This is a genomic window from Pseudothioclava alba (assembly GCF_033100795.1).
GTDB lineage: Bacteria > Pseudomonadota > Alphaproteobacteria > Rhodobacterales > Rhodobacteraceae > Pseudothioclava.
Genome location: NZ_JAWLVI010000001.1, coordinates 519,900 through 543,940, shown reverse-complemented (window position 1 = coordinate 543,940; position 24,041 = coordinate 519,900). Strand labels below are relative to the sequence as shown.

21 protein-coding genes and 3 pseudogenes are annotated in these 24,041 nt (G+C 60.1%); 12 read left to right on the top strand and 12 right to left on the bottom strand.

Translation table 11 applies throughout. The features are described from left to right. The first annotated feature begins 159 nt into the window (after positions 1–159). The 8 genes from alaS to RYZ20_RS02620 all read left to right on the top strand — a co-directional run bounded on the left by alaS (position 160) and on the right by RYZ20_RS02620 (position 11,860). Positions 160–2,814 (top strand): alanine--tRNA ligase, encoded by a 2,655-nt coding sequence (gene alaS, locus RYZ20_RS02655; protein WP_317670319.1) that lies wholly within the window; start codon positions 160–162, stop codon positions 2,812–2,814. Further along, on the top strand, positions 2,814–3,104 hold the full coding sequence (locus RYZ20_RS02650) for a DUF1330 domain-containing protein (protein ID WP_317670318.1): 291 nt from the start codon (positions 2,814–2,816) through the stop codon (positions 3,102–3,104). The genes alaS and RYZ20_RS02650 overlap by 1 nt, the downstream gene beginning before the upstream one ends. Before the next feature lie 182 nt (positions 3,105–3,286). After that, positions 3,287–4,684, top strand: coding sequence for a cysteine--tRNA ligase (gene cysS, locus RYZ20_RS02645; RefSeq protein WP_317670317.1), 1,398 nt, complete (start codon positions 3,287–3,289; stop codon positions 4,682–4,684). Between the two features lie 27 nt (positions 4,685–4,711). Beyond that, positions 4,712–6,334: a citramalate synthase gene (cimA, locus tag RYZ20_RS02640; RefSeq protein WP_317670316.1), complete on the top strand. Its 1,623-nt coding sequence runs from the start codon at positions 4,712–4,714 to the stop codon at positions 6,332–6,334. Further along, complete coding sequence (locus RYZ20_RS02635) at positions 6,331–7,080, top strand: squalene/phytoene synthase family protein (protein ID WP_317670315.1); 750 nt, start codon at positions 6,331–6,333, stop codon at positions 7,078–7,080. The genes cimA and RYZ20_RS02635 overlap by 4 nt, the downstream gene beginning before the upstream one ends. Positions 7,081–7,186: 106 nt before the next feature. Further along, positions 7,187–10,261 carry a methyl-accepting chemotaxis protein gene (locus RYZ20_RS02630; protein ID WP_317670314.1) on the top strand — a complete coding sequence of 1,025 codons (3,075 nt, stop codon included), beginning with the start codon at positions 7,187–7,189 and terminating at the stop codon, positions 10,259–10,261. A gap of 19 nt (positions 10,262–10,280) precedes the next feature. Continuing rightward, positions 10,281–11,333: a chemotaxis-specific protein-glutamate methyltransferase CheB gene (gene cheB / locus RYZ20_RS02625; protein WP_317670313.1), complete on the top strand. Its 1,053-nt coding sequence runs from the start codon at positions 10,281–10,283 to the stop codon at positions 11,331–11,333. Then, the gene (locus tag RYZ20_RS02620; RefSeq protein ID WP_317670312.1) at positions 11,333–11,860 is read left to right on the top strand and encodes a chemotaxis protein CheD; all 528 of its coding nucleotides are present in this window, start codon (positions 11,333–11,335) and stop codon (positions 11,858–11,860) included. Before cheB ends, RYZ20_RS02620 begins: the two co-directional genes overlap by 1 nt. 132 nt (positions 11,861–11,992) lie before the next feature. On the opposite strand, the pseudogene RYZ20_RS02615 reads toward RYZ20_RS02620, so the two are convergent. Together RYZ20_RS02615 and RYZ20_RS02610 are read right to left on the bottom strand one after the other, a co-directional pair. Further along, a pseudogene (locus tag RYZ20_RS02615) lies at positions 11,993–12,268 on the bottom strand (transposase domain-containing protein); the annotation flags it as partial. Further along, complete coding sequence (locus RYZ20_RS02610; RefSeq protein ID WP_317670311.1) at positions 12,250–12,414, bottom strand: IS66 family transposase; 165 nt, start codon at positions 12,412–12,414, stop codon at positions 12,250–12,252. The pseudogene RYZ20_RS02615 and the gene RYZ20_RS02610, both read right to left, overlap by 19 nt. A gap of 44 nt (positions 12,415–12,458) precedes the next feature. Here RYZ20_RS02610 and RYZ20_RS02605 point away from each other — a divergent pair. Continuing rightward, positions 12,459–12,704 (top strand): annotated as a pseudogene (locus tag RYZ20_RS02605) (IS66 family transposase); the annotation flags it as partial. A 23-nt stretch (positions 12,705–12,727) separates the two neighbouring features. Continuing rightward, positions 12,728–12,844: pseudogene (locus RYZ20_RS15845) on the top strand (transposase domain-containing protein); the annotation flags it as partial. Between the two features lie 153 nt (positions 12,845–12,997). Here the strand turns inward: RYZ20_RS15845 and RYZ20_RS02600 are convergent. From RYZ20_RS02600 to RYZ20_RS02555, 10 genes are all read right to left on the bottom strand, one after another. Continuing rightward, positions 12,998–13,387, bottom strand: coding sequence for a hypothetical protein (locus RYZ20_RS02600; protein ID WP_317670310.1), 390 nt, complete (start codon positions 13,385–13,387; stop codon positions 12,998–13,000). After that, positions 13,384–13,770, bottom strand: coding sequence for a response regulator (locus RYZ20_RS02595; protein ID WP_317670309.1), 387 nt, complete (start codon positions 13,768–13,770; stop codon positions 13,384–13,386). Before RYZ20_RS02595 ends, RYZ20_RS02600 begins: the two co-directional genes overlap by 4 nt. Next, the gene (locus RYZ20_RS02590) at positions 13,761–14,639 is read right to left on the bottom strand and encodes a CheR family methyltransferase (RefSeq protein ID WP_317670308.1); all 879 of its coding nucleotides are present in this window, start codon (positions 14,637–14,639) and stop codon (positions 13,761–13,763) included. Before RYZ20_RS02590 ends, RYZ20_RS02595 begins: the two co-directional genes overlap by 10 nt. After that, positions 14,636–15,103 (bottom strand): chemotaxis protein CheW, encoded by a 468-nt coding sequence (locus RYZ20_RS02585; protein ID WP_317670307.1) that lies wholly within the window; start codon positions 15,101–15,103, stop codon positions 14,636–14,638. Before RYZ20_RS02585 ends, RYZ20_RS02590 begins: the two co-directional genes overlap by 4 nt. Positions 15,104–15,107: 4 nt before the next feature. Next, the gene (locus RYZ20_RS02580; protein WP_317670306.1) at positions 15,108–17,273 is read right to left on the bottom strand and encodes a chemotaxis protein CheA; all 2,166 of its coding nucleotides are present in this window, start codon (positions 17,271–17,273) and stop codon (positions 15,108–15,110) included. A gap of 11 nt (positions 17,274–17,284) precedes the next feature. Continuing rightward, positions 17,285–17,650, bottom strand: a complete 366-nt coding sequence (locus tag RYZ20_RS02575; RefSeq protein WP_317670305.1) for a response regulator — start codon at positions 17,648–17,650, stop codon at positions 17,285–17,287. Continuing rightward, a complete protein-coding gene (locus RYZ20_RS02570) occupies positions 17,647–17,922 on the bottom strand; it encodes an STAS domain-containing protein (protein WP_317670304.1) in 276 nt (91 codons plus the stop codon). The genes RYZ20_RS02575 and RYZ20_RS02570 overlap by 4 nt, the downstream gene beginning before the upstream one ends. Before the next feature lie 118 nt (positions 17,923–18,040). After that, entirely contained in the window at positions 18,041–19,006 is a 966-nt protein-coding gene (locus RYZ20_RS02565; RefSeq protein ID WP_317670303.1) for a glucokinase, read from the bottom strand. Positions 19,007–19,014: 8 nt separating this feature from the next. Then, positions 19,015–20,322 (bottom strand): GH1 family beta-glucosidase, encoded by a 1,308-nt coding sequence (locus tag RYZ20_RS02560; protein WP_317670302.1) that lies wholly within the window; start codon positions 20,320–20,322, stop codon positions 19,015–19,017. 4 nt (positions 20,323–20,326) lie between these two features. Continuing rightward, the gene (locus RYZ20_RS02555; protein WP_317670301.1) at positions 20,327–21,355 is read right to left on the bottom strand and encodes a substrate-binding domain-containing protein; all 1,029 of its coding nucleotides are present in this window, start codon (positions 21,353–21,355) and stop codon (positions 20,327–20,329) included. A gap of 270 nt (positions 21,356–21,625) precedes the next feature. Here RYZ20_RS02555 and RYZ20_RS02550 point away from each other — a divergent pair, with 270 nt between their 5' ends. Both RYZ20_RS02550 and RYZ20_RS02545 read left to right on the top strand, forming a co-directional pair. Continuing rightward, positions 21,626–22,978 (top strand): ABC transporter substrate-binding protein, encoded by a 1,353-nt coding sequence (locus RYZ20_RS02550; protein WP_317670300.1) that lies wholly within the window; start codon positions 21,626–21,628, stop codon positions 22,976–22,978. Between the two features lie 64 nt (positions 22,979–23,042). Further along, positions 23,043–24,038, top strand: coding sequence for a carbohydrate ABC transporter permease (locus RYZ20_RS02545; RefSeq protein WP_317670299.1), 996 nt, complete (start codon positions 23,043–23,045; stop codon positions 24,036–24,038). Positions 24,039–24,041 lie beyond the last annotated feature (3 nt).

Sequence of the window (24,041 nt, the reverse complement as noted above, 5' to 3'; positions counted from 1 at the left end):
AACGCGACAGGCGTAAAACGCGCCGCTGGAGGGCCGGGCAAAACGCCCGGCCTTTCTGCTTTTTGCGCCGGATTGCGGTAAGTTCCGTTTGGTTTCTGGACAGGGCAGGGCGAGGGCGCTAAACGAGGGCAAACCCTGCCCAAAAAGGCCGAAAACCTCATGCCCAGCTTGAACGATATTCGCTCCACGTTCCTCAACTATTTCGAGCGCAACGGTCACCGCATCGTCGAAAGCTCGCCGCTTGTGCCGCGCAACGACCCGACGCTGATGTTTACCAACTCCGGTATGGTGCAGTTCAAGAACTGCTTTACCGGTGTCGAGAAGCGCGACTATGTCCGCGCCACCACCGCGCAGAAATGCGTCCGCGCGGGCGGCAAGCATAACGATCTTGATAACGTCGGCTATACCGCGCGCCATCACACCTTCTTCGAGATGCTCGGGAACTTCTCCTTCGGGGATTATTTCAAACACGAGGCGATCCCCTTCGCGTGGGAGCTGATCACCCGGGATTTCGACATCGATCCGAAGCGCCTTGTGACGACGGTCTATCATACCGACGACGAAGCCTTTGAAATCTGGAAAAAAGTCGGCGTGCCGGAGGATCGGATTATCCGCATCGCGACGTCGGATAACTTCTGGCAGATGGGGCCGACCGGCCCGTGCGGTCCCTGCACCGAGATTTTCTACGACCACGGCGATCATATCTGGGGTGGCCCGCCCGGCTCGGCCGAGGAAGACGGCGACCGCTTTATCGAAATCTGGAACGTCGTGTTCATGCAAAACGAGCAGTTCGAGGACGGCTCGATGAAAGCGCTCGACATGCAGTCGATCGACACCGGCATGGGGCTGGAGCGGATCGGCGCGCTGTTGCAGGGCAAGCATGACAACTACGACACCGACCTGATGCGCTCGCTGATCGAGGCGTCGGCCCATGCGACCAGCCAGGACCCGGATGGTCCGGGCAATGTGCATCACCGCGTGATCGCCGACCACCTGCGTTCGACCTCGTTCCTGATTGCGGACGGCGTGATGCCCTCGAACGACGGGCGCGGCTATGTTCTGCGCCGGATCATGCGTCGCGCGATGCGACATGCGCACCTTCTGGGGGCGAAAGATCCGGTCATGCACAAGCTGGTTCCGGCGCTCGTGCGCCAGATGGGCGCGGCTTACCCCGAACTGGGGCGTGCACAGGCGCTGATTGAAGAGACGCTGAAGCTGGAGGAAACCCGCTTCAAGGTGACGCTCGACCGCGGCTTGAAGCTGCTGGACGACGAGCTGGCAAAACTTCCCGATGGCGCGAACCTTCCGGGTGAGGCCGCGTTCAAGCTTTATGACACCTACGGCTTCCCGCTGGACCTGACCCAAGATGCGCTGCGCGAAAAGGATCGCGCGGTGGACACGGACGGCTTTGACAGCGCAATGGCCGAGCAGAAAGCCAAGGCGCGCGCGTCCTGGGCTGGCTCGGGCGAGGCGGCGGATAGCACCATCTGGTTCGAACTGGCCGAAGAGAAGGGCGTGACCGAGTTTCTGGGCTACGACACCGAGGTTGCCGAGGGCCAGATCCTTGCGCTGGTGGCCGATGGTGCCAAGGTCGAAAACGCCAAGGGCACCGTCCAGATTGTCGTTAACCAGACGCCGTTCTATGGCGAATCCGGTGGTCAGGTAGGCGACACAGGCCGCATCCGCACCGAAACCGGCGAGGCCAAAATCACCGACACCAAAAAGGTTGCGGGCGTGTTTATCCACTTCGGCGAAGTCGTCGAGGGCGAGATTTCGCGCGGCCAGCCTGCGCGTCTGGTGGTCGATCACGCACGCCGCTCGGCGATCCGCGCGAACCACTCGGCCACGCACCTGCTGCACGAGGCTCTGCGCCGCGCGCTTGGGGACCATGTGGCGCAGAAAGGCTCGCTCAATGCCGAAGACCGTCTGCGCTTCGACTTTAGTCATGCCAAGGCGATGAGCGCCGAGGAAATCACGCAGGTCGAGGCCGAGGTGAACGAGTTCATCCGCCAGAACACTGCCGTCGATACCCGCATCATGACGCCCGATGACGCCCGCGCGCTAGGGGCGCAGGCGCTGTTTGGCGAGAAATACGGCGACGAAGTGCGCGTTGTTTCGATGGGCGAACTGCTTGGCTCGGGCAAGGGCGCGGATGGCAAAACCTATTCGCTGGAGCTGTGCGGCGGCACGCATGTCAAGCGCACGGGCGATATTGGTGCCTTTGTCGCGATGGGCGATAGCGCGTCGTCCGCTGGTGTGCGCCGGTTCGAGGCGCTGACCGGTCAGGCCGCGCTGGATTATCTGAACGCGCAGAACACTAAGCTGTCCGAAATCGCGGCGTCGCTGAAAACCTCGACCAATGAGGTGGCGGATCGTGTCAAGGCGCTGGCCGAAGAGCGCAAGGCGCTGGCTAACGAAGTGGCGCAACTGCGCCGCGAACTGGCGATGGGTGGCGGTGCCTCTGGTGGTCCGGAAGCAATTGAGATCAATGGCTTGAAGTTCATTGCTCAGGTTGTTTCGGGCGTGACGGGCAAAGACCTTCCGCCCTTGGTGGACGATCTGAAAGCCAAAATCGGCTCGGGGGCTGTGCTGGTCGTGGCTGATACTGGCGGCAAGGCCGCGGTGGCTGCGGGTGTGACCGCGGACAAGACCGAGGTCATCAGCGCGGTCGATCTGGTCAAGGCAGCGGCAGCGGCGCTTGGTGGCAAGGGCGGCGGTGGCCGCCCCGATATGGCGCAGGCCGGCGGGGCCGATTTTTCGAAGGCAGACGAGGCGGTTGCCGCCGTCAAAGCCGTTATCGCAGGAGAAGCCTGATGCCCGCAGCCCTTTGGATTGCCCACGTCACCGTGACCGACCCCGAAGCCTATGGCCGCTATGCGACGCTTGCCGGTCCCGCGATTGCCGCCCACGGCGGCGCGTTTCTGGCGCGCGGCGGGCGTTTCGTGCAGCTTGAGGGCAAGGAGCGCCCGCGCAATGTCGTGGCGCGCTTCCCCTCGCTCGAGGCGGCAGAGGCCTGCTATCACAGCCCCGAGTATCAGGAGGCGCTGTCCCACGCGCGCGGTGCCTCTGAGCGCGAACTGGTGATCGTCGAACTGACGGAATAAGTCGCGCGCGGGCCTTGCCGCTTGGCACGGCCCGCGCCCCTTGCTATCAAGGCGCCATGAACACGATCCGCACCCAGATTATTTGCATTATCTGCTGACATAGGTCCGGCGGGTCGGTTCTTCGGTTTCCCAAAAATCTCGAAGCTGCTAAGCCCCGCCGGGACGATACCCGCGAGGCCATGATGACCCAGATCCGTTTGCGCAATTCGAAGTCCCGCAAAGAAGAGGATTTCACCCCGATCGACCCGCAAAACGTGCGGATTTATCTGTGCGGCCCGACGGTCTATGACCGGGCGCATCTGGGGAATGCGCGGCCTGTGGTGGTGATTGATATGCTTTACCGGCTGCTGCGCCATGTCTACGGCACGGATCATGTGACCTATGTGCGCAATTTCACCGACGTGGATGACAAGATCAACGCGACCGCGCTGGCCCGCAAAGAGACGGGTGCGGAGGGAACGCTGGAAGATCTGATCCGCCAGCGCACCGAAGAGACGATCGGCTGGTATCACGCTGATATGGATGCGCTTGGCGCGCTCCGCCCCGATCACGAGCCGCGCGCGACCGATTACATCGGCGCGATGATCGCGATGATCGAGGATCTGATCACCAAGGGCCATGCTTATGCGAAAGAGGGCCATGTGCTGTTCCGTGTGCGCTCGTATCAGGCTTACGGCGCGCTGTCTGGCCGCTCGGTCGACGATATGATCGCAGGCGCGCGGGTCGAGGTGGCGCCTTTCAAAGAAGACCCGATGGATTTTGTGCTTTGGAAACCGTCAGATGCGGGGCTTCCGGGGTGGGACAGCCCCTGGGGCAAGGGGCGTCCGGGTTGGCATATCGAATGTTCCGCGATGAGCTATGAACTCTTGGGCGCGAGCTTTGACATTCACGCGGGCGGGATCGACCTGCAATTCCCGCACCACGAAAACGAGATCGCGCAAAGCTGCTGCGCGCACCCCGAGGCGGGTTTCGCGCGTTATTGGCTGCATAACGAGATGTTGCAGGTCGAGGGTAAGAAGATGTCCAAGTCGCTTGGCAACTTCTTCACCGTGCGCGACTTGCTGGATCAGGGCATTCCGGGTGAGGTGATCCGGTTCGTGTTCTTGCAAACGCATTACGCCAAGCCGATGGACTGGACCGCCGAGAAGGCCACGCAGGCCGGGGCGACGCTGCGCAAGTGGTATAAGATCGCGGCGCAAGGCGTTGATAATGCGTCGAAACCATATGTTGCGGTCATTTCAGCCCTTGCTAATGATCTGAATACGGCTGAAGCAATCGCACAATGCCATCAGCTCGCGCATGCGGATGACGTATCTACCTTGCGTGCAACACTGCAGTTTTTGGGATTGATGGGGACAGATATTCCAGCTTGGGCCGCCACACCCGATGTCGATCTGAGCGCCTTGGCCGACAAGCTGGCGGCGTTGCGCGCCACCGCAATGGAAACCAAGGACTTTGCTCCTGTCGATGCCCTTAAATCCGCGCTTGTTGCTGCGGGCGTCGAGGTGCGCATGTCGAAGGCGGGGGTCGAGCTTGTCCCCGGTTCCGGGTTCGACGCTGCCAAGCTGGAGGGGCTGTGACCTAAGGGTCGCGGGAGGAAATTCAAAATGACCAAAGACCGCCTTTACCTTTACGACACCACGCTGCGCGACGGGCAGCAGACGCAGGGCGTGCAGTTCTCGGTTCCGGAAAAGATCGCAATCGCCAAGGGGCTGGATGCGATTGGCATTGATTATATCGAGGGCGGCTGGCCGGGCGCAAACCCGACGGACAGCGATTTTTTCGAGGCCCGCCCCGATACCCGCGCGACCTTCACCGCCTTTGGCATGACCAAGCGGGCAGGGCGCTCGGCCGCGAATGACGAGGTGCTGGCTGGCGTGATGAACGCAGGCACGCCCGCCGTCTGTCTGGTCGGCAAGACGCATGATTACCATGTGACCACCGCGCTTGGGATCACGCTTGAGGAAAACCTTGAGAATATCCGCGCCTCGGTCGCGCATATCGTGGCGGAGGGGCGTGAGGCGCTGTTCGATGCCGAGCATTTCTTTGACGGCTATAAGGCCAATGCGCCCTATGCTTTGGAGGCAGTTCTGGCGGCTTACCGTGCCGGCGCGCGGTGGGTGGTGCTGTGCGACACGAACGGCGGCACGCTGCCTGCCGAGGTGGCCGAGATCACCCGCGCGGTGATTGATGCGGGTCTCCCTGGCGACCGTCTGGGCATCCATTGCCACGATGACACGGGCAATGCGGTTGCGGCGTCTTTGGCGGCGATCGAGGCGGGGGTGCGCCATGTGCAGGGCACGCTGAACGGTCTGGGCGAGCGGTGTGGCAATGCGAACCTCACGACGCTGATCCCGACGCTTTTGCTGAAAGAGCCGTTCCGCTCGACGCTGGAAACAGGGGTGCCGCCCGAGGCGCTGTCGGGGATGACGAAACTCTCGCGCAGGCTGGACGATATTCTGAACCGCGTGCCGCTGCGCTCGGCCCCCTATGTCGGCGCGTCGGCCTTTGCGCATAAGGCGGGGCTGCACGCCAGCGCCATTCTGAAGGACCCCTCCACCTACGAACACATCGACCCGAGCGTGGTAGGCAATACGCGGCTGATCCCGATGTCCAATCAGGCAGGGCAGTCCAATCTGCGCGCGCGTCTGGCCGATATGGGGATCGAGGTTGACCCGAAAGACCCGCGCCTTGGCCGCATTCTTGAGGTTATCAAGGAGCGCGAGGATCAGGGATATGCCTATGACGGCGCGCAAGCCTCGTTCGAGCTGGTGGCGCGGCGTGAGCTGGGGCTGTTGCCGCGTTTCTTCGAGGTCAAGCGCTACCGTGTGACCGTGGAGCGCCGCAAGAACCGCTATGACCAGATGGTGAACTCCTCCGAGGCGGTGGTGGTGGTGAAGATCGGCGGGCAAAAGACGCTCTCGGTCTCGGAAAGCTTTGACGAGCAGGGCTGTGACCGGGGGCCGGTGAACGCGCTCTCCAAAGCGCTGGCCAAGGATCTGGGGCCGTATCAGCGCTATATCGACGATGTGAAGCTGGTCGATTTCCGCGTGCGGATCACTCAAGGCGGGACCGAGGCCGTGACGCGGGTGATTATCGACAGCGAAGACGGCGCGGGGCAGCGCTGGTCGACGGTGGGGGTGTCGGCCAATATAGTCGATGCCTCCTTCGAGGCGCTGCTTGAGGCGGTCCAGTGGAAGCTGGTGAGTGAAGGGGTCCAGCCGGTATGAGCGCGGCGCTGATTGCAGCGCAGATGGTTGAACGCGGCGATCCCGAAAGGTTTGCCGCCGTTATGGCCGCACCCGCCGCGCTGCGCCCGCAACTTTGGCCGCTTTATGCCGTGAACCTTGAGATTGCACGCGCGCCCTGGGCCTCGACCGAGCCGATGGTTGCGGAAATGCGCCTGCAATGGTGGGTCGATGCGCTGGACAATCTTGCGCAGGCCGGGGTCGAGGTGCCGCATGAGCTGGGGCCGGCACTGGCCCCCTTACGCGCGCAGGCGGGGCTTTTGGCAGGCATTGCCGAGGCACGTCGCTGGGATTGCTGGCGCGAGCCGTTTGCGGACGAAGCCGCGCTGTGGGCCTATCTTGATGCGACAGCGGGGAACCTCTATTGGGCGGCGGCGCGGGTGCTCGGCGCGGATGATGCCGACGAGGCAGGCTTGCGCGACTTCGGTGTGGCGGCGGGGTTGGCAAACTATTTGCGCGCGATCCCTGCCTTGGAGGAGCGCGGGTGCGTGCCCTTGCCCGATGGCCGCCCCGAGGCTGTGCGGAAACTGGCCGCAGCGGGGCTTGCGCGGCTCTCTCGTGCACGCGTTCGCGCAGGGCTGAAGCCTGCGCTTCTGGCGGGCTGGCAGGCGCGCCACGTTCTGCGGTTGGCGCAGCTGGATCCGGCTCGCGTTGCGGCAGGTGCGCTAGAAGGTTCCGAGCTGCGAAAGCGTCTGTCGCTGTTGCTCGCGGCTTTCGGGCGTATCTGAACAATTTTCGATTTAAAAGAATCTTCAAGACTTCCGGCCAAGGTTCCCCCTTGAAGGCGGTCTGGTGCATTTCCGGCCGCGCGTGATTCTTGCACCGGAGGCCGGTATGAAGTGGTTCAACAACCTCAACCTTTCGATCAAACTGCCCATCATGCTTGTTGCTATCGCAATGGTGGCGCTGTCGATCATGGGGGTGTCGGCCTATCGGTCGGCAAAAGTTCTGCTGGAAGAAAGCGGCTCGCAACAGCTTGAGCTAACGCTGGCTAACCGTTTGACAGATATAGATGATTGGGCGAACCAGATCGACGCGAACATGCGCACGCTGGCAACGAACCAGACGACTGTCAGGGCATTGCAGGATTTCCGCATCGCGTTGCATGTGATGGGGGATAGCGCGGCCGATCAGGTGCGTAATCTCTACCCGACGGAAAACCCGTTTAGCGAGGAGGCGCGGGCAAAGACGGAATCTCCGAATTTTCTGATGGAATACTCGGTCCATCACGCGCGCCTGCACAAAGGGTTCGTTATTCAGGCGGAGCAATGGGACTTCAACGATCTGTATCTGGTGGATGCTTCGGGGCAGGTTCTGTATTCGCTCTGGAAAGGGCCGGAGTTCGCAGCAAATCTCAACACGCCCGAATTCGCAGACACGCAACTGGCACGGGTTGCCGGTGCGGTGCTCGAGACGGGGGGGACAGATCTCGCAGTTTCACCGTTCATCGCATCGGCTGATGGACGTTCGGCGGAATACTATGTGGCCTCGGCGGTGATGGACCGCAAACAAGAGCCGATTGGCGCGGTGGTCGCGAAAGTTCCGACGCATAAACTCAATATGATCCTGTCGCGCGAGGGGGGGCTTGGGGAAACCGGCATGGCATATCTCGTCGACGAAGCCGGAACCATTCTCAATCAGCTGCGCGGCTTCGATGAGCCGACAGTCATGAGCCTGAAGGCAAATAGCACCACGACTGAAATGGCGCTAGACGATGAAAGCGGCACGATCGAGTCGATCGGGGTTTCAGGGAAGCAGGCTGTGATAGCCTATCAGCCGTTTATGCTCTACGGGCGGTTCTGGGCGGTTCAGGCCGAGCAGACTGCGGAAGAGATGTATGCTCCTGCGGCTGTTCTGGCTGGATCAATGCTGTTTCACGCAAGCTGGAATATTGCGGTTCTGGCCGTTATGGCGTGGTTGATGGCGCGGTCTGTTGCCCGGCCTCTGTCCGGGCTGGGGGCTGCGATCGACCGCCTGGCCAAAGGGGATCGGGAAACAGATATTCCGCTAGCCGGTCGTAAGGACGAGGTCGGTCAGATCGCCGGTGCGCTTGAACAGTTGCGTTTCGAACTGGCAACGGCCGATGCCGCGCAGTTCCACGCCCTTTTGCAAGGCGCGGCTTTTGACGCATCCTCGGCGTCGATGATGATGGTCGACAAGGATTTCAATATCCTGCACTGCAACCCCGCACAGACCAGCCTGATCAGCAAGAACCTTGCAGATTTCCGCGCGATCAATCCCGAGCAGGATTTCACCAACCTGATCGGCACGAGCATGGATGTGTTCCACCATAACCCGGAACGTATCCGAGGAGTTCTGTCTGAACCGGCGAACCTGCCGTTCCATGCGGATATTGTGATCGGGCTTGGGAGATACGGGATAGATGTAAGTGCCATCCACGACCAGGCAGGCGAGCAGGTCGGCTATGTTGTCGAATGGCGCGATGTAACCGAACTGCGTCTGCAGCGTGCGCTTCTTGACGCGATCGACGAAGCGCAGGTGGTCTGTGAGGTGGATCCCGATATGCATGTGTTGCGCGCGAACAGTAATTTCTGCGATGCGCTTGACTGCGCGACGGATGCACTGCGCGGTGCTGATCTGATGGAGTTCATGACGATTGACGATTTTGGCGATGATATTTGCCAGGTTTTGCGCGCGGGAACGCCTATTCAGGGTGTGATGCGTTTTGTCGGAAAGAATGGCGCGATCCTTCTTGCCGAGGGGTCTTTGACCCCGGTGCCAGATCGCAATGGTCACGTCTTCAAAATTCTGCTGATCGGCAACAATGTTACCAAAGCACGCCAGACGCTGATGGAGGCGCAGGAACGCAATCGCATTATGATGGAAAGCCAGAATGCTGTTGTCGAGGCGCTGAAGACCGGTCTGGACCTGCTGTCCGATGGTGATCTGTCCTCCAGCATCGAAACCGCGTTCCCGGATGAATACGAGGGGCTGCGTTACAATTTCAACGCCGCCGTGACCAAACTCGGATCTGCGATGCAGGTTGTGATCGACAATGCGACCTCGATTGATGGTGAGGCGCAGGAAATCACCAATGCAGCAGAAGACCTGAGCCGCCGGACAGAGCAGCAGGCTGCCACGCTTGAAGAAACCGCTGCAGCTCTTGATGAATTGACGGCATCCGTGAAATCCGCGACCGAGGGGGTGACAGAGGCCGACCGCGTTGTAAAAGAAGCGCGCGACAGTGCAGAGGCCTCTGGCGAGATCGTGGCCCAAGCCGTTTCGGCCATGAGCGAGATTGAAGAATCGTCGTCTCAGATTTCGAAGATCATCGGCGTCATAGACGAGATCGCTTTCCAGACCAATCTATTGGCGCTGAACGCGGGCGTCGAAGCCGCGCGCGCTGGCGATGCCGGGCGTGGTTTCGCTGTCGTCGCTTCCGAAGTGCGTGCTCTTGCGCAGAGATCGTCCGAGGCAGCGCGGGAAATTGACGGATTGATTACGGCCTCGTCCGGGCATGTGAAGCGTGGGGTAGAGCTTGTCGGGGAGACGGGGCAGGCGCTTAAGGGAATTTTGCACTCTGTTCTGGATGTAGCCTCGCGTGTTTCGGAAATCGCTGCAAGTTCGCGTGAGCAAGCGGCGGGACTGACCGAAATCAACAGTGCGATGAACCAGTTGGATCAGGGGACGCAGCAAAACGCAGCCATGTTCGAAGAGACAACAGCCGCCAGCCATTCGTTAAGCCGTGGAGCAGAGACATTGCGGGCGATAACGCGTCAGTTCAAGACCTCTGACGTGGAGGGAAGTTTGGTGGAAATACGTTCGGATGACTCTCCGTCCGGGGATACAATGAGTTTCGGGAGCGCAAGTTTCTCCCAATCGTCAACGATCACGGGGAACCTTGCCTTAAGTGCCGCCCGCGATGTTGACGAATGGGAAGATTTTTGACTTTTGGAGGTCTCCTGAGATGATGGCGCAAGTTCCCAAACGCGTTCTGATTGTTGATGACTCGGCGACACTAAGAAGAATTATCCGCGCCCGATTGGCACGAGATCCGCGGCTTGTTGTCGTCGGAGAAGCTTCGGACGCCTTTGAAGCCAGGGCACAGATCAAGGCTTTGAAGCCTGATGTTCTGACGCTTGATGTCGAAATGCCCAGAATGAGCGGTCTTGACTTTCTTGAACGCCTAATGCGCCTGCACCCCCTTCCTGTCATCATGATCTCGACCGAGACACAGAAAGGATCGGCGGCGGCGTTGGAAGCTTTGTCGCTGGGGGCAGTTGATTGTGTGGGCAAGCCGTCAAACGGTGACCTGATCAGTGCGTTTGAGGAACTGGCCGATCTACTGGTCGCGGCGGCAGACGCCCATATCCATAATGGACGCGGAATCTCGCATTTAACGCCCTCAACCGATTTCACTTGGAACGGTCGCTATGTTCTCATCGGGTCGTCGACTGGCGGGGTCACTGCACTGGAGCATATTCTGAAGTCCTATCCAGAGAACTGCCCACCAACGCTTATCGCCCAGCATATGCCAGAGAGCTTTCTCGCGAGTTTTGCCCGCCGCCTGAATGGAAAAATCGGACCGACCATCCAGGTCGCTCAAGACGGCCAGCCTTTGCAGCAGGGTAATATATATGTCGCCCCGGGGGGAGAACATCATTTGGCAATTTCAACGGGGGATACATTGCGCTGTCGTCTGATTGATGGCGCAAAAGTCTCCGGCCACCGACCGTCCGTCGATGTGTTGTTCAAGTCTGCGGTCCCGGTTGCACAAGATACCTGCGCATTCATCCTGACGGGCATGGGCCGAGACGGGGCAGCCGGAATGGGAGTGTTGCGTAAGGCGGGGGCGCGGTGTTTCGCACAAGACGCGGAGTCTTCTGTTGTATTCGGCATGCCAAGAGTGGCCCTTGAGGAGGGCGCTGCCGAAGCGGCCTTAGCTCTGTCGGATATTCCGAAAGTTATCCTGGATTTGTGCGGGGCCAGCGGATCTCGGCGCATGATGGGGAGTAGATAATGTCGTATCAATCGACAGCGGAGCAAAGACCGCGCCATATTTCACAAGGTGAGTACGCGTTTGGAGGACTTGGGGAAAGGTCAATTACCACAATTCTCGGGTCATGCATTGCGACATGTCTTTACGATGAAGACGCAAAAATTGGAGGTATGAACCATTTTCTACTTCCGGAAAGCTCGAATACGACAATTCAAGCCGCCAGCTTTGGTGTTAACGCGATGGAGTTATTGATCAACGACCTGATAAAACATGGTGCGCACCGGAACAGACTGAAAGCCAAAGTGTTCGGAGGGGCTCGAATGATAGCGGGGCTTTCAGATATAGGCCAAAAGAACTCGGAATTTGTCCTTGGCTTTTTGCAGCGTGAAATGATCGAGTGTACTGGCCAGAGTTTGGGCGGCACCCAGGCGCGCCGCGTCGAGTTTTGGCCAGATACTGGACGCGCGCGCCAGAAAATGGTCGGTCAGGCGGAACTGTTCGAACGCCCGATCAAAGAGGCCTCAGGAAATGGCGTGGAGCTATTTTGACAGATTGAACTTGCTCGTGCATTCTGATCGGTCTGCACATTGTGGGGGCTGTTTTCATCGAAGAGAGTTATTCCCCAATGTTTGGACAGTTTCCTGCGTGATCTAAACGTAAACATCCGGCGAAGGCCACGGTCAGGGTGCGTTGAGGGCGTCCTGTTGTGTTTTCCAGTGCCATGGCAGCAATTCGGGGAGGCGCGAGACGGGCAAGTCCGGCAGCCGCGCCAGGACGTCTGCCATCCATGCTTGCGGGTCGATGTCGTTCATCTTTGCCGGGACGATGAGGGTATACATGAAGGCCGCCCTGTCGCCGCCGCGCTCAGACCCTGCAAACAGCCACGCCTTTCTGCCCAATGCGATGCCGCGCAGAGCGCGCTCGGCGGCATTATTCGTCAGGCAAAACCGCCCATCGGGGCCAGCGCCACACAGGCATGACCGATCAGATCAGCCAGAGTGGACAGGCTGAGCTCGATCCCCTCCCGCGCGATGCGCTCTGCCTGCCTGTTCAACGGTTGATGCTGCCCGTTCGCGGGTTCTCTCGGACGCGTCGCGGTCACCCGCTCACTTGTCAAAGGCCACCATGGCGATCAGCTGTGGCCCCGCTCATCCACGCGTGAGGATCCACGCCATTCCGCGCGGTAGGGTGGAGCCGCGGCTGTTCGCCATGATAGCTTTAGACAAGTATGGGCCGCACCAACCACTGAACCGCCAGGCCGAGCGCATTGCACGAGAAGGCATTGATCTCAGCCTTTCTACGCTTGCCCCGATCCATCCACTAATCGAACGCTATATGCTGGACGACGGGTGTCTGCATGGTGATGACACGACCGTGCCGCTTCTGGCGCGTGAGCGCGGCGGCGACAGGGCGGCACCCTCATCATCTCGGCAAAGATGAACGAAATCGACCCGCAGCCATGGATGGCAGATGTCCTGGTGCGGTTGCCGGACTTGCCCGTCTCACGTCTCCCAGAATTGCTGCCGTGGCATTGGAAGACACAACAGGGCGCCGTCAACTTTGAACCGCCGCCTTATCACACGTCACCAACTTTCGACCATAACTCGGCGATTACAGCGATGAGGGCGTCCGCTTGCGATAATTCCGAAGCATGTAGCATGGCGGGGCAGTTCCGCGAAGGAACGCTAGAACCAGCAAACCTCTCCGTCGTCATCTCGAGAGGCGACCTCTCGTTCGTGGCTCGGATCCAGATTGATGATCAGCTCATGCAACCGTAGACGAGACAGAAGCGGGACGGAATGTAGCTTTACATCGGTTGAAATCTCACCTGAAACTGCTGACATAAGGCGGCCAAGATCTTCGAGTGCCTGAGTGATGCGATCGATCCCCTGCAATCCTCTGATTGCGTTGGCATCAGTGTGTTGTGCGAATTCGCACAGCGATAAAGCCTTCTGCACGTCCGCTGACAAGCGGGCTAGAGTTTCCAGCTCTTCTCCGATCCGTGATGCTAGGGCATCAAGAGGAAGGTCGCGTCGCTCCGGTTCGGCTGCGTGGTGTGAATATTGGATGGTCATAGGCGCCCCACCACTGCCTCGATACAAGTGCGTAACTCCTGCGGGGTGAACGGTTTTTTTATAAAATTATTCATGCCGAGTTTGCGACCGGTATCAATAATGTTCTTATCTGCGCGACCGGTGATCAAAATGAAGCCCAAACCGCGCGTTCTTTGGTTGGTGCGCAGCGCATGGAGCAGTTGCAACCCGTCCATGCCAGGCATGTTGTAATCAGAGATCACAAGATGGACCGGCGTTTTCTCTAGAGTTTTCAATGCCCCGGGGCCGTCTGTTGCGTAACCGATTTGCCGGATCCCCATTGCATCCAATGCCTGCATGATAAGGCCGCGGCTGGTTGACATGTCATCGACGACCAATACTCGAAGTTGGTCTCTTAGTGCCATTCGTGGCCTCCTTTTGTGTGGCCTTGCGGGGGAAGCCGATAGGTCGTGACGCCGCTGGCCTTGAGATTGCTTCCATCTTCGATAGGAACCCGCTCGGAGTGGCCGACGAATAACCAGCCTTCAGGTGTGAGGATGTTCTCAAAACGCTTCCAGAGCTTCATCTGATCCGCCGGCGAAAAATAGATTACGACGTTCCGGCAGAAAATGATGTCGAAGTGTCCGTGCATCGGCCAGGGATCGTGAAGGTTGAGTTCACGGAAGGTGACGAGTTGTCGTATGGTCGGGATCACCTGAAGATCCGCACCCGACGGCTGTAGGTATTTTTTTCGCAGATGCTCGGGCACCGCCTCTACGCTCAGCGCGTTGTAAACTCCGCTACTTCCGCGTTGAATCATCATCGGATCAATATCGGTTGCGAGTATCCTGATGTCGAGGCGTGCGATGTCAGGGACCATCTCCGCCAGCGTAATGGCAATTGAATAAGCCTCCTGTCCGGTGGAACATCCTGCTGACCAAATCCGTACACGTCGGCCATTTCGCGCGGCCTGAAGTAATGGAGGGAGCGCCTGCGTCCTGAGGGTTTCGAAGTGATGGTTCTCGCGGAAGAAATGCGTCACGTTTGTCGTTAGTGCCGAAACCATCTGACGCATTTCGCCTTCCCCGTCCCCGGAGGCGAGATGAGCTATATATTCTGCGAAAGACGACATCCCCAGGGCGCGCAACCGCTTGCCCAAGCGGGACTGTACCATCGACCCTTTTGTTGGCGCGATGACAATGCCGGCGTGGGCATAGAGTATGTCGGCAATTGCCTTGAGCTCGGTGCTCGTCAACGCCGAAAACCCTTGGACATGGAATGCAGCTTGGTTCATGCGGCCTCGGAGGACTCATCGGGCAGGACGGCAGCAAGATCGAGAACGCGGATCATACGCTCTTCGACAATGGTGAGCGCCGAGATATAGCTATGCGCTGTATCGGCGGCGAGGTCCGGCGGGGGTTGAAGTTCGGTCAGCGGAAGCGCCAGGATGTCGGAAACAGCGTCGACGAGCAGCCCGGCAGTCTGTTGGCCTAGCTGAACCACGATGATAACATTTCGGGCATCCCCCTTGACGGGCGGCATGCCGAGGCGAACCGAAAGGTCGACCACGGGCAAAACGGTGCCGCGCAGATTGATAACGCCTCGGACATAGGGCGGGGCGTGCGGCAGAGGGGTTGCGCGCGTCCAGCCACGGATTTCGCGGACGGACATGATGTCGACACTGTATTCTTCGCCGCCAAGGCGGAAAGAGAGAAGCTCGACTTCGGTATTAGTGCTTTTCAGTGTGTCTTCGGTCATCTTGTTATCCTGCAAGTGAGAAGTCGGTTACGCGTGTCCTGCCCGACGCAGTGCTGACCAGGTCGGCGGGATCAAGGATCAGGGCGATCTGACCGTCGCCAAGGATTGTCGCGGCCGCGACGCCGGGGATGTGCCCATAGCTGCGTTGCAGGCCTTTGATGACGACCTGACGCTGCTCCATGATCGAATCGACCACCAAGGCACTGCGCGCGCCATTCTCATGGGCGGTCAGAAGAACAATATCTCCCTCGTAGCAGGCCTTCGGAGAACGATAGCCAAGTTCCGCGCCAAGGTCATACAAAGGCACGAAGGCGCCACGGACATGCACGACATTGGTCTCCGGCCCGAGAGACCGAATATCCTCTTTGGTGAGAGTTGCCGTTTCGAGAATCGAGGAGAGAGGAACCACCATTGTCTCGTCGGCGACCGAGATGACCATGCCGTCCAGAACTGCCAGTGTGAGTGGAAGCGAGATCGAGAAGATCGTGCCTTTGCCCGGAGTGGAGGCAATGCTGATCCGTCCTCCGAGAGCCTGAATTGCCTGACGGACAACATCCATGCCAACACCGCGACCGGAAAGCGCCGATACCTCTGTCGCCGTTGAAAAGCCGGGCAAAAAGAGTAAATTGTCGATTTCGCTGTCGCTGAGATTGGCGTCCCCCGGAATTAGCCCCTTGTTGACCGCGATCTCACGCACTTTCGGCCGGTTGATGCCGGCGCCGTCATCCGTAATCTCTATGACGACGCGCCCCGAGCGATGCTGGGCGGAAAGGGTGATGGTGCCTTCCGACGTTTTGCCGTTTCCAGTGCGTTTGTCCGGAGTTTCAAGCCCGTGATCGACTGCGTTTCGGATCATATGGGTCAAAGGGTCGGCCAGGCGCTCGATGACGGTTTTGTCAACCTCGGTCGTTTCGCCTTCGGTTTTGAACCGGACCTCTTTGCCGGTTGCCGCCGCAGCCTCGCGCACGATCCGCGCCATACGCTGGAACAACGGTTTGACTGGTTGGGCGCGGATCATCATGACGCTGTCCTGTATGTCGCGCGTCAACATCATGAAGGCTTCGAGTCCCGTCATCACGGCAGAATTCGGAGGGAGCCCCGCTTCGGCAACGCTTTGCGCAAGCATCGCCTGATTGATCACAAGCTCGCCGACCAAGTTCACAAGGCGGTCGATCCGATCGAGATCTACGCGCACGGTGGGAGAGACCTCATTGCCTGCCGACGAATTCGCATCACGCGGGACGGCTGCGCCCAAAGAGATATTTGTCTGCACCGACGGGGTGACTGGCTCGGGTGGCGTGCCGGTATCTTCCGCGCCTATTGCCGGTTCCGAGTCGAGCGTGGCATCCGCGCCGATATCTGTGAGTGGGGGCAGGTCTGTGCCGAAGTCACCAGGAGTGAAGCTGTCGACTTCGGGCCGGGTCGAAATATCAATCTCGCAAACGTCCTCGACGAAATCGAAAACCTCGCGGATCTCGTCTTCCGAAGTGTCTCCGGTCAAGACGATGTTCCAGCTAAGATAAGATGTCTCGGGTTTCAGCGCAGCGAAATCGGGAATGGTGTCAATATCACAACGCGTCTCGACTGAGCCCAGGCCGGACAAGGCGCGCAAGAGATGCAAGGGTTCATTGCCGGAGGCGTATAGCGCATCCGTCGGCTTGATACGGATGTCAAAGACCGTTGCTGCTTCGACCTCGGGGGGGGGGGCGAAGTCGTCGAAATCGAAGGCGAGACCCATCGGCTGGAAATCGGCTTCCTCTTCTTCGACGACCGCGCCCGGATCCAGCCCCATAAGCGCCTCAAGCTCTTGCAGGCAGCTTTCGGCTTCTGCCGGCTCATCGGTGCCGTCTCGCGCGGCGCGCACCTCGTCAGAAAGCAGATCCGCCGCATGGTAAAAGAGTTTGAGCGCGTCAGGGGAAATGTCCAGACGCCCCGAGCGCACCTCGTCCATCACGGTCTCGAAACGATGCGCAAACGCGACCAACGCATCAAGCCCGAACGCGCCGGCGCCGCCTTTGATCGAGTGCACCGCACGGAAGACGACGTTGATCGTCTCGTTGTCGTGCTCACCCGCATCCATGATGCCAAGCGCGTCATGAAGGCTTTCCAGAAGCTCCTCGCATTCGACAAAGAACGAGGCGCGGATTTCGGCCATTGGATCGTTGGTCATCGCTGCCTCCTTTAGCCTGTAACCATCTGAAGAGCTTTGACAAGTTTTGGCGGATCGAACGGTTTTACGATCCAGCCGGTCGCCCCGGCGGCACGCGCGCGCGCCTTCAGTTCGGGGGCGGATTCGGTTGTGAGAACAAGGATTGGCGTCGCCCGATGCCGGTCTTGTCCACGCACCGCCTCGATGAAGCCGAAGCCGTCGAGCCGGGGCATGTTGATGTCGGAAATGATCGCGTCAGGCTCGATCCCGTCGAGCACTTCGAGCCCGTGGACCCCGTCTTCGGCGAGATAGAGTTCGATGCCTGCCTCGCTCAGAGCAAGTTTGAGCATGTCGCGAATGGTACGGCTGTCGTCGACAGCAAGGACTTTGAGGGTCATGCGGATTCCCCGGATTGCACATCGGTCAAGGAGACGCCGAAAACGGTTAACGCCTCGTCAAAAGAATCGGATCGTGGTGAGATGATAAGATCGAAACCAGCCTCGCCCCAATTGCGGGCGGCAGAGACAAGCACCTGAAGAGCCAGTGCCCCCAGATGTGTCACCCGACTGGCATCAATTGCCAGATCCTGCCCGGAATTGGCGCGGATTGAACTGGTAAGCTCGGCGACGTGGCTCAGGTCGAGCTTGGCTGCGAGGGTCAGATCCGCCATGGGACGACCTCGCAAAAAGCAGGATGGATAATCGGCACGGGCGCTTCCCTTTCATGGTTCGATGAAAGAGCTTTAGCGCGAAGCCGTTAAGATAGTTTTGACGCCGGACGGACCGTTATCAGTGGCTCATGCCGTGTAAAAAGCGGGCCGATCCGGTGAGCGCGGCATAGTCGTCCTCGATGGTTGCCACCGAGAATTGCTCCATGAAGCCTGCAAAACGCCCCTTATCGGTAAAGGCCGAGCGGAAGCCCAACCCTTCAAGCCACGGCGCGAAAGCGCGCGCGACACCGCCGCACAGGAAGATGCCGCCGAAGGGTAGGTGGGTCAGTGCGAGATCGCCGACGACCATCCCCAGAACGCGGGCAAAAATCCGGCCCGTGCGGCGCGCGCTCGCGTCGCCCGCCTCAAGCGCGGCCATGATCGTGGCGGCGTCTTCCTCGATTTCGGTTTTATCGGTGACATAGGCGTGGATGCGCTCGAAGCCGCGTCCCGAGAGCGCGTGTTCAACGCTGGCAAAGACATGCTTTTCCTCGATATGGCGCAGAAGGGCGATGTCATCCTCGGTCACGGCGGGCAGGGTGACGTGGCCACATTCCGAGGGCAGGACGATGCGCCCATGCGCCGTTTCATGCACTGGGGCCGCGTTAAAGCCGGTGCCAACGCCCACCACCAGCGCCGATGCACGCGCGGGCGCGGGCCGCCCCTGAAACAGCACCCTGACCGAGCCTTCGGGCAAATGGCCAATTGCATGGCCCTGCGCCTGTAGGTCATTGAGCAGCGCAACGCGGGCCGCGCCTGTTGCCGCGCGGATCGTTTCGGTCTCGATCGCCCATGCCAGATTGGTCATTGCCGCGCTGGTGCCATCAACCGCCACCGGCCCCGCAACTGCGACGCAAGCCCCGTTGACCGCGACGTCGCCCGATTGCGCCAGATAGTCGCGCAGCACAAGGTCCAGCCCCGCGTGATCGGCGTTGCGGTAGCGCTTGATCGAGGCGTCGATGATCTGCCCCTCGTGCGCCAAAGCAACGCGCGTATTGGTGCCGCCAATATCGACGACCAGATCATATGTCTCGGGGTTTGCCATGTTAGCGCTCACAATGCCAGTTTCCACGCCTCATAAGAGGCTTTGGGCTGACGTTCAAGCGTTTCGAACTCCACCCCGACCAGCCCGAAGCGTTTGCCATAGCCAAGCGCCCATTCATAATTGTCCAGAAGCGACCACGCGATGTAGCCCCTCAGCGGCACACCCGCCTTGATCGCGCGAAGGGCGGCCTCTAGATGCGCGCGGAAATAGGTGATGCGGTCGGTGTCGCGCTGCCCGCTCTCCGAGGCCATGCCGTTTTCGGTAACATATAGCGGCAGATCGCCGGTGATGTCGCGCGCGAGCCAGAGCAGGAATTTCTCCAGCCCCTCGGGGTAAATCTCCCAGCCCATCACGGTTTTCGGCAAGGGGCCGGGAACCTCGTGATGGGCGGGCCAGGGGCCGCCGCAGGGCGCTATCCGCTTGCAGGTGTAGTAATTCACCCCAAGCCAGTCGAGAGGCGCCTGTATTGTCGTGAAATCGTCCTGCCAAGCCTCGGGCAGATGCGGCGCGAAAGCCTCAAGCACCTCTGCCGGATAGCGGCCCTTGAAGATCGCCTCGACGAAGAAGCGGTTGTAATAGGCGTCATAAAGGGCAGCGGCCTGCGCGGCCTGAGGCGTCTCATCGGCGGGCAGGGCGTATTCGAGGTTACACACCGCGCCAAGGTTGCCCATCCCCTCGGCCCGCATCGCATTGATCGCGGTGCCATGCGCCAGAAGAATATGATGCATCGCGCGCGCGGTCGCGCGGATGTCGCGCAGCCCCGGCGCGTGCTGGCCCAGAAAATGCGACAGCCACCCCACGCACCACGGCTCGTTAATGGGGGCTGCGGAAAAAATCCGGTCGCCCAGGCGGCGCGCGACGATCTGGGTATAGTCGCCAAACCAGCCCGCAATATCGCGGTTGCGCCAGCCGCCCAGATCGGCGAGCGGTGAGGGCAGTTCCCAATGGTAAAGCGTGAGCGCCGGCCTCAGCCCGCGCTCCAGCATCCCGTCGATCAGCCGGTCGTAGAAATCCAGCCCCTCAGGGTTCACCGCCCCACGCCCCTCGGGCAAAACCCGCGCCCACGAGGTCGAAAAGCGATACAGGTCGAACCCCGCCTCGGCCATCAGATCAAGGTCTTCCGCCCATCGGTGATAATGATCGCAGGCGATGGCGCCATTCTCCGCGCGGGTCACATTGCCGGGCGTTGCGGCAAAACTGTCCCAATGCGTGCTGCCTGCGCCACCAAAGGCGTGCCCCTCGATCTGATAGGCCGATGTCGCGGCGCCGAACAGAAAGCCGTCGGGAAACTCTGCGCGCGAGGGAAGACTGGTCATAAGATCACCGGAAGGGGGCGGGGCCGGTGGAGTGGCCGACGACAAGCACGGCCTCCAGCAGCGTGGTTTCGGGCGGCAGATCCGGCTCTTTGATCCGGTTCAGAAGGGTGCGCGCGCAAAGCCGCCCCGCCTCACGCACCGAAGACCGCGCGGCCGTGAAGATCGGCTCGTCGCCGCCGTTGCTCAGATAGCCCAACTCGTCGTCGAAGGTCAGAACCGAGATGTCGCGCCCCATCTGAAGCCCTTTATCCTCGATCGCGCGCCGCGCCCCCATAGCCCCCAGCAAAGACGAGGTCAGAACCGCGCTTGGCGGGACGGGCAGGGCAAGCATCCGGTTCATTGCGGCATAGCCCTGACCCTCGGTCATCTCGCCCGAATAGATCAGGTCGTCGCGCACGGGGGTGTTGCGTAGCACCATCGCGCGCTCGAACCCTTTGCGGCGGCGATAGGCGAAATCCATCGTCTCGATCCCGTTGATCAGCGCAATGTCGCGATGGCCAAGGTCCAGAAGGAACGTCGTCGCGCGCTCAAAGGCGCGCGCATTGTTCACGTCGACCCAGGAATAGGGGTCGAGTATCCCCGACGAGCGCCCGTGCACCACATAGGGCAACCCAAGAGAATCAAGCAGTTTCAGTCGGTTATCCTTGAGTTTGGGGCCGTGAATGATCACCCCGTCGATATTGCGCTTGGAATGGAAGGCGCGATAGGCGGCCTCTTCCTCGTCATCGGGGACGATCGTCAGAACCATATCATAGCCCGAGCGTGAATAGATCTCGCCCGCACCGGCGATGAAATCGGCAAAAACCGGGTTCACGATCTCATGCTGGGTCGAGATCGGGATCACATGGCCGATTGCCATCGCGCGCCCGGTGGCCAGGCGTTTGGCCTGTGTATTCGGGTGGTAGTTATGCGCGCGGGCGGCCTCGGCCACGCGCCGCCGCGTCGCCTCGGACACTTCGGGGTATCCGTTCAGCGCGCGGGAGACTGTCGTTTGCGACAGGCCAAGAATATCCGAGAGTTCTTTCAGGTTCATCCGTTCAAACCGCTTTAAATCCAGGGCAGGTTATGGAGATAGGCCGCCCGCGTCAAGAAGGCCATTCGGAGCCGTGCGCATGGTTCGCAGGCGCAGAAAATTTCCGCATTTGCGTAATGATTAGAGCAATTCACTGAAATTGCTCGGATTCAGAATGATTGACAAATTGCGCGACTCTTGCGAGTGTTTGGGAGCCAAAGCGCTTTGAAAGCCGCTCGCTGGCTAAAGTTGCTAGACTTTGGGGCAGATACCCCGTTCGGGAGGAATGAAATGAAACATATGCTTTATATCAGCGCGGCGACGCTGGCGCTGAGCGCCGGGCTGGCTTCCGCGCAAGAGCTGAAATTCGCGCCGGGCGAGGATGCCCGCTTCAACTGGGCCTCCTATGAGGCGCTCAAGTCGATGGACCTGAACGGACAGAAGCTGACCGTTTCGGGGCCGTGGCTTTCGGCAGACAAGGATCTGGTCGAGAGCGTGATCGCCTATTTCGAAGCCGCTACTGGCGCTGATGTGCAATATGCAGGCTCTGACAGCTTTGAACAGCAGATCGTGATCGACGCCGAAGCAGGCTCGCCGCCCGATGTTGCTGTCTTCCCGCAGCCGGGTCTGGCCGCTGATCTTGCCAAAAAAGGGCTGCTCAAGCCGCTCGCCGCTGGCACCGATGCCTGGTTGGCCGAGAACTACGCCGCCGGTCAAAGCTGGGCCGATCTGGGCACCTATACCGGCCCCGATGGCGCCAAGCATCACTACGCATTCCCCTTCAAGGCAGACGTGAAATCGCTGGTCTGGTTCGTGCCCGAGAACTTCGAGGATGCAGGCTATGAAGTGCCGGCCTCGATGGAGGATCTCAAGGCTCTGACCGAGCAGATCGTCGCGGATGGCGGCACGCCGTGGTGTATCGGTCTGGGGTCGGGCGGTGCGACGGGCTGGCCCGCGACCGACTGGGTCGAAGACATGATGCTGCGCACCCAGTCGCCCGAGGACTATGACAAATGGGTCTCGAACGCGATGGCCTTCGACGATCCGAAAGTTGTCGGCGCGATCGAGGAATTCGGCTGGTTCGCCCGCAACGACGCCTTCGTTCAGGGCGGCGCTGGTGCGGTTGCAACGATCGACTTCCGTGAAAGCCCGCTGGGTCTCTTTGCCTCGCCGCCGCAGTGCTACATGCACCGTCAGGCCTCGTTCATCCCGTCCTTCTTCCCCGAAGGCACTGTGATCGGGCAGGATGCCGACTTCTTCTACTTCCCCGCCTACGCCGGGAAAGACCTTGGCCAGCCGGTTCTGGGCGCGGGCACGATGTTTGCCAAACTCACCGACAATCCGGCGGGCGATGCGTTCATCAGCTTCCTCCAATCGCCCATCGCGCATGAAATCTGGATGGCGCAGACCGGCTTTATCACCCCGTTCAAAGGCGTGAACACCGATGTCTACGGCGACCCGACGCTGAAGAAAATGGGCGACATCCTGCTGGGTGCCTCGACCTTCCGCTTTGACGGGTCCGACCTGATGCCGGGCGCAATTGGCGCAGGCGCCTTCTGGACCGGCATGGTTGATTACGCTGGCGGCAAGCCTGCCGCAGATGTGGCCGCGTCGATCCAGTCGACCTGGAACACGCTGAAGTAATCGCAACATTCGCCCGCCCGTGAGATGTCTTGCGGGCGGGTTTTCTTATCTTCGGGGGGAGGCAATGGAGCAACTCGGGTTTGCTGGCGCGACGATTGTTGCCGGAGTATTCGGCTGTGTCGCGTGGTTCTGGGGGTCGAACTGGCTCCTGGATACGATCTACCCGCCGCGGGGCGAGAATGCGGGGCGCAACATCCTGCGCACCAATATGATCCGCCCGTGGCTGTTTCTGGCACCAGCCGTGCTGTGCCTTGCAGCCTATCTGGTCTATCCGGTGTTCAACTCGATCTGGCGCTCGCTGCATGACGCGGCGGGGCAGAACTGGGTGGGCCTCGATAACTTCCGCTGGCTGGTGGGCGACCCGAAATTCCGCGAGTCGATCTTCAATAACCTGCTTTGGCTCCTTGTCGTTCCGGCGCTGTCGACGCTGTTCGGCCTTCTGGCCGCGCAGGTGACCGACCGCATCCGCTGGGGCAATCTGGCAAAATCGCTGATTTTCATGCCGATGGCGATTTCCTTCGTTGGCGCGGGCGTCATCTGGAAATTCATCTATGATTACCGCGATGCCAGTCAGGACCAGATCGGCCTTCTGAACGCGATCAACGTGTTTTTCGGAGGCGAGCCGCAGACATGGCTGACGATCCCGTTCTGGAACAGTTTTCTGCTGATGGCGGTGTTGATCTGGATCCAGACCGGCTTTGCGATGGTGATCCTGTCGGCGGCGCTGCGCGGTATCCCCGAAGAGACCATCGAGGCCGCGATCATCGACGGCGCTAATCCGTGGCAGTTGTTCTTTAAAATCAAGGTTCCGCAAATCTGGGGAACGATTGCCGTCGTCTGGACCACGATCACGATCACCGTGCTCAAGGTCTTTGACATCGTGTTCGTCATGTCTAACGGGCAATGGGGCACGCAGGTTCTGGCGAACTTTATGTATGACTGGATGTTCCGTGGCGCGCCCGATTACGGGCGGGGTTCGGCGATTGCGCTGGTGATTATGGCGCTGGTGACGCCGATCATGGTCTGGAACATCCGTAACGTTCGCCGCGAGATGAGGTAATAA